Raw genomic sequence first — 12,212 nt, 5'->3', positions numbered from 1 at the left:
GCAAAAAATGACTGCAATTTTCTTGACTGTTATTTTCCTACTCTCCTGCTCAGCTAAAAAGGATTCAGAAAAAGAAACAATCCGAATTGGATTTTCCGCTGCATCCGAGACATTTTTACTAGAGAGATGGGACCGCGATATAAAGATATTTATGCATACCGCCCGGGGGCTCGGAGCGGAGGTTATATTCGCCAAGTCTCCCGGAAATGCCCTGGATCAGATCCCTCAGATTCAATATCTGCTCAAGCAGGACATCGATGTACTCGTTGTCATACCCCAGGATAAGGTCCTCCTCGGAGGAGTTATTCAAAAGACGATAGATCGTGGGATTCCGGTTCTTTCTTACGACAGACCCATCATGGATGTCCCCATCACAGGATATGTCTCTTTTGACAACCATGAAGTGGGTAGACTCCTTTCGTCGGCCCTGATCTCCCGGGTCCCTGTGGGCAACTATTTGATAGTCAACGGTTCAATTCACGACAACAACAGCTTTCAGGTAAACAATGGCCTCCACGAGATTCTGGACCCCTTAATTGCAAAGGGGGATGTATACTTAATTGATGAAATTTGGCTTGAACATTGGAGCTATGATGAAGCCCTTGTGGAGATAGGCAAGGTTCTAGAGCGAACAGAAGAAATACAGGCAATTTCGGCAGCCAATGACCTCATCGCTCAGGCAGCTATCAGGCTCCTATCGGAAAGACAGTTGGCAGGAAAAGTGGCTGTCGTTGGACAGGATGCCGACCTGGTATCCTGTCAGAGCATTGTTGAGGGGACTCAATTGATGACTGTATACAAACCGATACAACAACTTGCCGCAAGGGCCGCGGGTTTGGCTGTATCCATGGCAAAAAAAGAAATCCCTGAACCCGATAGGTATATAGATAATAACAGCGGAAAGGAGATCCCTTTTTATGTGGAAACACCTGTCCCTGTCTATAGAGAAACACTGGATTCGACTGTTATCGGTGACGGTTTTCATTCTCAAGAAGATGTCTACCGGAACGCTACAGCACAAAACTAACCACAAGATTGTGCTATAACTTTTTCTCTAAAACAACTCATATCAAAAATGATCTATCCTTCGCATAAAAATCCTATATCTGCTTCTCAGAAACCGTAATAACATAAATCAAAATACTTGATTATAAGTTAATAAGTTCAGAGGTGCTTCTTGGAAAACAATACAATGTTACGGATGAAATCGATCACAAAATCCTTCCCGGGAGTGAAGGCCCTGGATGAAGTCAATATCGTGGTTGAAAAAGGTGAGATTCATTTTATTGTTGGTGAAAATGGAGCCGGAAAATCAACATTAATGAAAGTTCTAAGCGGTATATATCCCTATGGTGATTACGATGGAGATATCATTTTTGACGGCCAAATCAAACATTTTCACGGAATCAAAGATTCTGTTTCTGACGGCATTGTCATTATCAATCAGGAACTGGAGCTTTTTCCAAATCTCAGTGTCTATGAAAACATCTTTGTTGGACATGAAATCCGCAACAATTTATCAATCATGAATTGGGATTCAACAAAAAAGGAAGCCAAAAAATATCTGGATATGGTAGGCTTGGATGTTGATATTTACAGCCTTGTCGGCCTACTTGGTGTAGGGAAACAGCAATTGGTAGAGATTGCCAAGGCCTTAAGCCAAAATGTTAAACTATTAATCTTAGACGAACCAACTGCAGCGTTAAATGAAGACGATAGTGATAATTTGTTGAAACTACTTGTGGATCTCAAGAAGCAGGGAATCACTTCAATTATGATCTCACATAAACTAAAGGAAGTCGAAGCCATCGCAGATTCTCTCACTGTTTTACGGGATGGTAAGACAGTAGCCAGGATGGCCAAAAATGAGATCAACGAGCGGACAATCATCAAAAATATGGTCGGCCGTGATATTGAGGATATTTTTCCCAAAAGGCCTCAGTATACCGGGGGAGAGGTTGTGCTTGAAACAGTTCACCTAAATGCATTTGACCCTAGTCTAAACCGTTACATTGTAAGTAATTCAAATATCAAGGTCCGTAAAGGTGAAGTTGTAGGAATTGCAGGGTTGATGGGAGCAGGAAGAACTGAGCTAGCCCATAGCCTTTTTGGAAATCCAAAGAATTACAAAATTTCCGGTTCGACCATTGTATTTGGGAAAGCTGTCAAGCTGAATTCCCCTAAGGCAGCCATTGAAAATGGAATAGCCTATGTTTCTGAAGATAGAAAAAAAGATGGATTAATCCTTGAAGAAACAATCGGACAGAATATAACCATTTCTTCACTTAAAAAGATATCCAAAATAGGAATTATCAACTTCCTGACTCAGAATTTTTTTGCTGAGAAATATGTAAACGATTTAGATATAAAGACTCCTTCTGTTTTGCAACAGGTTAAAAACCTGAGCGGTGGAAATCAGCAAAAAGTTCAAGTGAGTAAGTGGTTATTTGCAAATCCCAAAATATTGATTTTAGATGAACCAACTCGTGGTATTGATGTGGGTGCAAAATATGAAATTTACACAATCATCAATGATCTGGTCGCTAAGGGCATGAGTATAATCATCATTTCTTCAGAGTTACCTGAGATTTTAGGAATGTGTGACAGAGTTTATGTTATCGCTGAGGGTGTTCAAACCGCTGAATTTGACATTCAGGATGCAACACCTGAGAAGATAATGGAAAAGGCAACTGTTTAGGCTGTTTGCCAATGAGTCGTACCGTAGGCATCTATGCCGAGGAACGAGCTCACCAATGAGTCGTACCGCAGGCAGATGTGCCGAGGAACGAACTCAAATGCAACCAAGGAGAGGAAATGGGAAAGGATCAAAATTTATTCCAAAAGATTGGATGGGTAATATATAAGTATTTCCTGACGCTGATCTCAATGCTACGAACAAACATCAGAGATTATGGAATGTTTATTGCTTTGATAGTTATCTTTGTCATTTTTCAGTTTATGACGGGCGGGATTTTCTTAAAAGCATTCAACTTTACAAATTTATTGAATCAGTCGGCCTATGTTGCCGTACTGGCCGTCGGAATGACTCTGGTCATTGTGACCCAGCAAATTGATTTATCCGTAGGGTATCTTGGGGCTTTCCTTGGAGCCTATGTTGTGGTCGCCGTTGAAACAGGCGGACAGACAGTCATAGTTGCACTGCTTGGAGCACTGGTTCTTACGATTATTGTTGGAATCATCAAGGGTTATTTTGTGGCAAAAATCAAAGTACCTTCCTTCGTAGTCACCCTGGCCGGAATGTTTATCTTCAAGGGGTTACTATTCTTTAAAACTAACAACAGAACCATCTCTACAACTAATGATTTCTTCATAAAAGTGGGCATTGGATACTTACCGACCTATGAAATTGCCGGTTATGATCTGATTTCCTTAATGTCCGGTGCTGTCATTATGATTGTTGCCATTACCTCAGGAATCATAATACGCAAGAAGCATAGAAAACTTGGCATCCCCAGTGAGAAGGTAGAACTATTTATCACAAAACTGGTGATCCTATCTGTTGTTATCGGATACCTAACGTATACATTTGCAGCCAATAAGGGAATTTCCTACCTATTGCTCATCACTGTGGTCGTCGTTGCAATTTATCATTTTATGACGACACAAACCACACTTGGCCGCAGAATCTACGCCGTAGGGGGAAATCCTGAAGCGGCTGAATTATCCGGTATCAACGTTGAAAAAACCATAATTATTGTTTTTATTTCCATGGGAATCACAGCCATGATTGCCGGGATTATGTATGTGACAAGACTTCAAAATGCTTCACCAAAACATGGCCCATTCTGGGAGTTATATGCCATTGCCGCCGTCTTTATCGGTGGTACCAGTGCTAAGGGCGGGATAGGGAAAGTAGTGAATGCTGTGGTTGGAGCAGTGGTAATCATCTCACTAAAAAACGGGATGTCCCTAGCTGGAATAGATGCAAACATTGAACCCATCATCTTAGGATCAGTCTTGTTGCTGGCAGTCGTATTTGACATCTACACGAGGAATGTTATGCCAGTTGACTTAGTCGGTATGTACTATGCCAAAAAGCAATATAAGGCTGAGTTCACCCTTGCAAGGGAGAATTTTATCAAAGCGAAAAGGAATCTGCGAGAAGCTCAAAAAGCAAATAAACAGGACCTTATCGAATACGAATATAATTTTACAAACGCCCAGGGAGTATTCAATAAAATCAGAGACAAAATCAGGGTGAGTATCGAAGCGGATTTTCTTACAGAGTAAATTTTGCAGATTGTAATTAACTGCATTTTTTAATATTTCACAGGAGGAATTTATGAAACGTTTTTCGTTTTTACTACTGTTGTTGGTAGTAATGTCAGGTCTTGTTTTTGCGAATGGCCAGAAAGGAGCTTCAGGTATCAAAATCGGTGTAGTTTTGCCCGATGCATCTGAAGAAAGATGGGCTAATCAGGATGGAGCCTTCTTTAAAACAGAATTGGAAAAATTAGGAGCAGGTTACGAATTTGAGATTTTATTTTCTGAAGGTGATGAATCAAAAGAAAAGCAAAATGTCGAAGCCCTCATTGCCAAAGGTGCGAAGGTTATTATTATCACAGCCCATGGAAATGGTGGAGCATCTGTAGCAGCCGCCCATGCGGAAGATGTTGTAGTCGTAGCCCATGACAGGATGGCAAAATCCGCATCAGACGTCGCAGACTATTATACAACTTTTAACAGTTGGAATGTTGGTAAGGCTATGGGTAAACATCTAGTGGACTCTGCAAAAGCCGCCGGTTTTTCTGCCAGTAATAAAGCCGATTTAGCTATTTTCGCAGGCCGTGTCGTTGACTGGCCCAATGCGACTTACTTCTTTGGTGGTGCATTTGAAGAATTACAGCCTAATCTGTCAATGTTCAATATTGTAAATCAAAATCCAGCTCCATTTCTGGCACTGAAAAAATACACAGAAGCCACATTCGATGACTCTGCGAAAGATGCATTACAGGCTGCCATGCTTCCCATCGACACAGACTGGAATCCTGAAACTGCCGGGATCAAAGCCGCAGGTGTTGTAGCACAGATTAAAAAGACCTCAGACACGATCTTTGTATTAGCTCCAAACGATGATACTTCTGCAGCAATACGTCAGGAATTTGCTAAAATGGCAACTCCTTATGCCAAGTACTATACAACAGGTCAGGATGCTTCTAATGTGACATTGGCTAGCCTGATGGGTGATACTGTTACCGGTAAAGGAACACAAACCATGACAGTATTTAAAGATGTTTCAAAATTAGTAAAAGATTCTGTTGCCATTGCTAAAAATGTTGTTGATGGTATAGACGGTTTGACCGGATTAACAAGCGGACCTTCTATTGATGGAGCAAAAACAGCTTATTCTCCCATTGATACACTGCTGGCAACAAATCCACAGCTGACTTATGACACAATTTTTGCAACGGGTTACAAATCAGAAATGAACCCAGACTTTGGTGATATCGATTTCTCACCTTACAAATAATTAACTTTAAGTAAGAGATGAATGAAATACCTTAAAGCTTAGGCTTTAAGGTATTTTTTTTACATCACAAGAAGGAATTATCGGAATCGGATTAAAAGACCAGCCAGCACTGTTAGTATGAGAAGGGAAACAACAAGCTGCTGCTTCACAGAATGAACCTGAGGGAGCCCCCTGAGGCGGGTCCGCCGATTGTCTCGGCCGATACCCTTCAATTCCAGGGCCATAGTCAACAAGGGTATGGTCTTTACGCTCTGAATCATGAGAGACACCAAAATAGGAAACAACCCTCTGACTTTGGTCCACCTTTTTTTTGTAACAGAGATATCATTCACCCCGCAGCGAAGACCATGAGCGGCCTTAATCTGCTCATACAAACCCGCTAGATGAGGAATATAACGCAGGGAGATGGAGATCACAAGGGTCACCACATAGGGGAGGCGGAACCAGCTGAGGCCCAACAGAATATCTTCCATGGCTGTCGTCCGGAAAAAGAGAAAGAAAAGGAAACTGATGCCCGTCAGACGGAATACATAGTGGAGGGCTTCCATGATTCCGTGACTCGTCACAAAAATCATACTCCCAGTGCTTATATACACAGCTCCGGTTTTATGAAACAGAGGAGTCAGAATGAAAATAAGAATCAGCAGAGGATATATCATTTTCAGAGGAGCATACAGGTCTTTTACCCCCAGAATAAACAAGGTAAGAATCAATAGTAAAAGTGTGAGTCCACCATTGATGAGCAGGGATTGAGGCAGAAAATAGAACACAACCAGGAGAGGAAGCACTATCAGTTTCAAGCGGCAATCATAGCCGTGAAGGAGACTTCTCTCTTCCCTATACAGGGTATCAATCATGGGGGTTGTCCCCTCTTTTAGAGCTCATTCCGCTCTCTTGTTCAAAGATGCGTCCCTGGTCCATTCTCAAGACCCTATCCGCACCGAGGCTTTGAATATTGCTGTCATGACTAATCACGATGAGGGCCGCGGCCTTAGTCCTCAATTCACTGACAATGCTGATAAAATCCCTAAAATTCAGCCCAGAGTCAGCCTCATCCAGAATATAAATATGCTTGTCCAGGAGATAGTAGATGGCCCCCTGCAGGCGTTTTCTGGCTCCAAAACTCATCAAAGCTGGAGGAGCATCGGAACTGGGCAGTCTGAATAAGTCAATGGCCTGGCTGATCCTGGAATTCCTAAGTTTTTTATCAAGACCTGAGAATTTAAGTCCCAGAGCCAATTCTTCGGCCACAGTCGGTAAAAAGAGCTGGTAGTCAGGATTTTGAAATAAATAGCCGCAGCTTTTGTTCAGCTGAGCTCTCCCGACGGAAGCTCCAAATAGGGTAAGGTCTCCTTTATCAGGATCTATCAATCCACTGACGATCCTAGCCAGAGTCGTTTTCCCGCATCCGTTGGGTCCTTCAAGTGCCAGGACTTCCCCCTGTTTCAATTCAAAATGCTCAATATCCAGGGAAAAATCGGTATTACCATGGTATTTATATTTTACATTATGCATTTCAAATAAACATGTTTGATCAGCGGGAGGAGAATAGGAAGCCTTATACCCTTGGTTCTCGGTCAAACTCAGACCATCTGCTTCGAGGAGTGCCTCAAAATGATGGGGGTCATTCTCCTGAATGTTCATCTGACCTGCGGATAATAAAGCCAGTTTTACTTCTGAGTCTTGAAAGAGATCCTTATATTTGGAAGCAAACAACAGAATGCCTTTGTTCTCATTATGGGCTTTTTCCCCTAGGTAGTTCATGAGAAATTCTTGTCCGTCATGGTCCAGTTCATCCATAGATTCATCCAGTATCCAGAGGTCCGGATTCTGCATCTCCAAGGAAGCAATGAGGAGCCGTTTTTTCTCTCCTCCCGAGAGCGAAACGGGATTCCTCCTCTCCTTCCCCAGAATGGAAAAGCGTCCAAATGAAGCGCTGAGCCTCTTTTGTATCTCATGAGCTTCAAAAGCAAGGGACTCAAGGGCCAATGACGCTTCATCATCGCATCGAGTGCTGACAATCTGCTCATCAGGATTTTGGAATACGATTCCCGTTTTTTCTATCCAATCACAAGCCGACCGCGTACTCACGGGTTCACCGTCTATGAATATATCTCCCGATGTTTCAGCCTGAGTCAATCCTGGATAAACCCCGGTCAAACATCGTCCCAGTGTGGTTTTGCCACTCTCAGGAGCTCCCAAGACAACCCAAAACTCACCCCTGTTCAGAGTAAAATTCAATCCCTTGAAAAGAGCCTGGTTTTGCAGACCCGGGTAAGAAGGAAACTCAAAATGATAGTCCCGGATACTCAAGAGGGGCTGCTTTTCGGCGTTGATCATGAGGCCAGTATAGTCAGGCCCTAAGCTTCTTTACAAGTACCGGATTCGAATGCGGGAACAAATCAGGAATACAAATCAAAAGACCTTGAGCGGCCAAACTCGAGGTTTTGAATTTGACGGGATCATATAGGAAAAGCTTGTGAACTTGCCTATATGGATATATTCTAAAACGAGTTAGGATTTTTCAAGGAGAAGAATATGGGTGATAAAATGAGACTGGTTCCCTTTGGGGAGCTGCTGGTGAGAATGTTCGAAGAATACAAAACGCAAAAAAGTTTGTTCGATCTGCCAGAGGATCGATGGTATCGAAAAGCTGATAAGCGCAGCCTTGATATTTTCGGGGATAGCTGTGCCACCGTTCTCGGCCCGGCCGCAGGTCCTCAAACCCAGCTGTCACAGAATATCGTCTCCTCCTATTTGACAGGCAGCCGATTTATCGAACTGAAAACAGTTCAGGTCCTGGATGCCCTTGAAATTGAGAAGCCCTGCATTGACGCTTATGATGAAGGTTTCAACACAGAATGGTCCACCGAACTGAGCCTCCAGAAAGCCTGGGAAGAGTACGCCAAAAGCTGGATACTCCTGCATATTGTGGAAGAATTATGGGGCTTTAATCCAAGTGAAACGACCCGTTCTTTTTCTTTCAACATGAGTGTCGGATATGACCTAAAAGGTATAAAGACCGAAAAGATGCAGACCTACCTGAACCGGATGATGGATTCTTCCAAAGAAGAGCAGTTTCAAGGATGGTTAGAAGAGATAGAAAAGATTGTCCCCCCCCTTCTGGAAGGAACCGGTCTTGAAGGCAAAATCGACAAGATCATAACGATAAAAGACCGGATACCGGGAAAGATATGCTCCAGTGTCACCCTCTCTACCATGCATGGATGTCCGCCTCAGGAAATTGAGGCCATTTGTCATTACATGATCGCAGAGAAAGGACTGGATACTTTTGTAAAACTCAACCCCACCTTGCTTGGCTATGCCAGAGTGAGGGAAATTCTCGATGTCCTGGGATACGATTATGTCTCTCTCAATTCTGAGGGGTTTGAACATGACCTGCAATATGAAGATGCTCTGGCCATACTCAAAAGATTACGCGAAACAGCCAAGAAGGAAGGCCGTCTTTTCGGTGTCAAACTGACAAATACACTGGCCTCATTGAACAATAGGGAGGAACTGCCCGGAGATGAAATGTATATGTCCGGTCGAGCCCTCTACCCCCTCTCTCTCAACCTGGCATCAAAGCTTTCAGAATACTTTGAAGGAGATCTTCCCATCTCCTACTCCGGAGGGATTTCCATCCATAATGTCCGGGAGGTTTTTCAAACAGGAATTCGTCCCATCACCTTGTGTACGGATTTACTGAAACCGGGAGGCTATGTCAGACAGACTCAAATGGCAGAAGCCCTGGAGGAGATAGAAGAGTGGGATATAAAATCCATCAAAGTGGATGTTCTCAAAAAGTTAGCTGCCAGCTCTTTAGATGATTCCACCTTTCATAAAGATTTCAGAGGGAATGATGAAGTCCGAACAGCCGGTCCCCTCCCCCTTTATGACTGCTATGTGGCCCCCTGTATCACGGCCTGTGCCATTCATCAGCATATCCCTGAATACATAAGGCTCATTGGACAGCAGCGCTATGCCGAGGCTCTGGAGGTCATCTATGAACGAAATGCTCTCCCCTCCATGACAGGAAACATCTGTGACAACCAATGCCAGCTTCACTGTACCCGTCTGGATTATGAAGGATGCCTCAATATCAGAGAGATAAAGAAAATTGCCGTGGAGCAGGGCATGGAAGGCTTTCTCAAGACCTGGGAAAAACCCAAGGTCACCCGATCTTCCAAATGTGCCGTAATAGGGGCTGGTCCAGCAGGACTATCCACCGCGTATTTTCTGGCCCGCGAGGGTTTTGACGTTACCGTTTTTGAAAGAGAAGCCGATGCGGGAGGAGTCATTCGATACGTGGTGCCTCATTTCAGGATTACCAGAGAAGCGATCGAAAGCGATGTAGATCACATCCGAAGGCAGGGAGTCTCCTTCGTTTTTAACTGTGATGAAAAGATAAATATAAACTCCCTGAAGGCTGAGGGTTATACCTATATTACCCTGGGATTGGGAACCTACCAGACAAGGCAACTGCCCATCGAAGGGGATAATACAAACATCCTCCCCTCCCTAAAATTTCTCACAGAATTCAACCAGAATCCCCAAGGAATGAGACTGGGGAAGAATGTTGTTGTTATAGGAGCCGGTGATACCGCCATGGATTGTGCCCGTTCGGCCAAGAGGTGTGTCGGAACCGAAAAAGTAACCGTTGTGTACAGGCGGGCCTTTTCGCAAATGCCTGCAAGCCGTGAAGAGTACGAAGATGCCCGGGACGAAGGCATTCCCTTTCACTGGTTAAGGAGTCCCGAAGGTTTTGACTCCCGGGGCAACTTGACTCTCAGAGTCATGGAACTGGGAGAGAAAGATGATTCCGGCCGAAGGCGTCCCGTTGCCACAGATGAAGTAGAAATGATGAATGTAGATACCGTGATCTATGCCATAGGCGATGATCCGGATGAAATGCTGATGAAAGAAATTGGATTGAAAACCAACCAGTGGGGATTGGTCATCACCGGAGAAAATGGTGAGACGAATATTGAGAATGTGTACCTCAGCGGAGACAGCCGGACCGGGGCTTCCACCATCGTTAGATGCATTGCAGAAGGAAGAAGAACCGCTGATGCCATCACTCGAAAAGATGATCCCCAATGGTCAAGACAGGAGAGACTTCCCTTAGTTGATTCCCGGAAAAGAGAAGAGGAGATTCAGGATAAGAAAGGGTATATTTTTCAGAAACCCAATGCCAGAACCTACAGCGATATAATCCAATTCGGAGAAACGGAGCTGACCCGTTGTCTCGAATGCAATTATGTATGCAACAAATGTGTTGATGTTTGTCCCAATAGAGCCAACATCGCTCTTCCTGTGGGAGATCTGTCACTGTTCAATGATCCCTACCAAATCATTCACATTGACGCCTACTGTAACGAATGCGGAGATTGCGGTCATTTCTGTCCCTGGGAGGGACGGCCCTATATTGATAAACCCACCATCTTCAGTGAGGCTGAAGATTTTGAAAACAGTGAGAATCCTGGTTGGTTGATCCAGGGAGAATTGGTCAAAATCAGATTCAAAGGCTCTGTAAGCCTGAAGCCTCTGAAGAAAGGCTGTATTGTGGATGATTCCACGAGTGATCCGGATAAAGAACGGTTTTACAAGCTCTTTGAGACTCTACTATCACAAAGACCCCACTTATTCGGTACAGTGGAGCCCATGGTATAGGGCTAATAAAACCGGTCTATTACGGTCACTCCGGTCCCTCTGAAACTGTTCATATCTGACAGAGCCGTCAATGACTCTGTCAGAGTGATTCTGGCCCCTACCAGCTGCTGGGGAGACAGTAAACCGGAGGCAATCATGCCCAGCATCTCAGGATATCTATGAGCCTGCATGCCATGGCTGCCCAGGATTTCCAGTTCTCTGGAGATGACAATATCCATGGGCAGTTCCGGACGGCTATGTTCTGCCAGCATCAGCCCTATTTGAATATGGCGGCCCCGTTTCCTGAGTCCCGATATGGAATTGAAGCAGGTTTCTCGGCTGCCCAGAGCATCCAGGGAAAGATGTACTCCCCCACCACTGGCCTCTCGAACAGCCTCTATCACGGAGGGACAGGACAGCCCATTGATCAGATGTTCCGCCCCTAAACTCCCAGCCGCACCCAGTTTATCCTCAGCTATATCGATGGCGATGACCCTGGCGCCCAGAGCCTTGGCAATCATGATGGCCGAAAGGCCCACTCCTCCGCATCCGTGAACAGCCACCCATTCTCCCGGACGGAGACGGCCCTGATCAACCACAGCCCGGAAGGAGGTGACAAAACGGCATCCCAGGCTGGCGGCAGTCACATAATCCATGGACTCAGGCAGGGCCACAAGGTTGATATCGGCATAATCTAAAGCCACATACTCCGCAAAAGAACCCCAATGAGTAAACCCCGGCTGAGTTTGCTTATCACATATCTGCTGGTTCCCGCTAGCACACTCCGGACAGTGTCCGCAAGCACAGACAAAGGGGACCGTCACCCGGTCTCCAAGCTTCCAATGGCGGACATCCTTTCCCAGTTCTGCAATTGTACCGGCAAGCTCATGACCCGGAACATGAGGCAGATGAATATCGGGATCATGCCCCATCCATCCATGCCAGTCACTCCTGCACAGACCGGATGCTTCCACTTTTACAACAACGCCATGGTCTGCCGGTGAAGGCTGAGGTAAGTCTTTGAGACTCAGAGGCTGCTGAAATTGTTCGTAATAGGCGGCTTTCATAT

General features: G+C 44.7%; 8 protein-coding genes. 5 read left to right on the top strand and 3 right to left on the bottom strand.

Translation table 11 applies throughout. The features are described 5' to 3' along the window. The first annotated feature begins 7 nt into the window (after positions 1–7). The 4 genes from EXM22_RS00765 to EXM22_RS00750 all read left to right on the top strand — a co-directional run bounded on the left by EXM22_RS00765 (position 8) and on the right by EXM22_RS00750 (position 5,491). Positions 8–1,027, top strand: a complete 1,020-nt coding sequence (locus EXM22_RS00765) for a substrate-binding domain-containing protein (protein ID WP_246157052.1) — start codon at positions 8–10, stop codon at positions 1,025–1,027. 174 nt (positions 1,028–1,201) lie between these two features. Next, a complete protein-coding gene (locus tag EXM22_RS00760; RefSeq protein ID WP_246157051.1) occupies positions 1,202–2,698 on the top strand; it encodes an ATP-binding cassette domain-containing protein in 1,497 nt (498 codons plus the stop codon). A gap of 188 nt (positions 2,699–2,886) precedes the next feature. Continuing rightward, a complete protein-coding gene (locus EXM22_RS00755) occupies positions 2,887–4,251 on the top strand; it encodes a sugar ABC transporter permease (RefSeq protein WP_168203264.1) in 1,365 nt (454 codons plus the stop codon). Positions 4,252–4,303: 52 nt separating this feature from the next. Continuing rightward, positions 4,304–5,491, top strand: a complete 1,188-nt coding sequence (locus EXM22_RS00750; RefSeq protein WP_149484670.1) for a substrate-binding domain-containing protein — start codon at positions 4,304–4,306, stop codon at positions 5,489–5,491. A 77-nt stretch (positions 5,492–5,568) separates the two neighbouring features. Here EXM22_RS00750 and EXM22_RS00745 read toward each other — a convergent pair whose 3' ends face one another. Together EXM22_RS00745 and EXM22_RS00740 are read right to left on the bottom strand one after the other, a co-directional pair. Next, the gene (locus tag EXM22_RS00745) at positions 5,569–6,348 is read right to left on the bottom strand and encodes an energy-coupling factor transporter transmembrane component T family protein (RefSeq protein WP_149484669.1); all 780 of its coding nucleotides are present in this window, start codon (positions 6,346–6,348) and stop codon (positions 5,569–5,571) included. Beyond that, positions 6,341–7,831, bottom strand: coding sequence for an ATP-binding cassette domain-containing protein (locus EXM22_RS00740; protein WP_149484668.1), 1,491 nt, complete (start codon positions 7,829–7,831; stop codon positions 6,341–6,343). The genes EXM22_RS00745 and EXM22_RS00740 overlap by 8 nt, the downstream gene beginning before the upstream one ends. A gap of 198 nt (positions 7,832–8,029) precedes the next feature. Here EXM22_RS00740 and ygfK point away from each other — a divergent pair, with 198 nt between their 5' ends. Then, the gene (gene ygfK, locus EXM22_RS00735) at positions 8,030–11,164 is read left to right on the top strand and encodes a putative selenate reductase subunit YgfK (RefSeq protein WP_149484667.1); all 3,135 of its coding nucleotides are present in this window, start codon (positions 8,030–8,032) and stop codon (positions 11,162–11,164) included. 2 nt (positions 11,165–11,166) lie between these two features. Here ygfK and EXM22_RS00730 read toward each other — a convergent pair whose 3' ends face one another. Continuing rightward, positions 11,167–12,210: a zinc-dependent alcohol dehydrogenase family protein gene (locus tag EXM22_RS00730; protein ID WP_149484666.1), complete on the bottom strand. Its 1,044-nt coding sequence runs from the start codon at positions 12,208–12,210 to the stop codon at positions 11,167–11,169. Positions 12,211–12,212 lie beyond the last annotated feature (2 nt).

Source organism: Oceanispirochaeta crateris, from assembly GCF_008329965.1.
Classification (GTDB): Bacteria; Spirochaetota; Spirochaetia; order DSM-2461; family DSM-2461; genus Oceanispirochaeta; species Oceanispirochaeta crateris.
The sequence above is the reverse complement of the archived record's forward strand: the minus strand, read 5'-3'. Positions and strand labels throughout refer to the sequence as shown.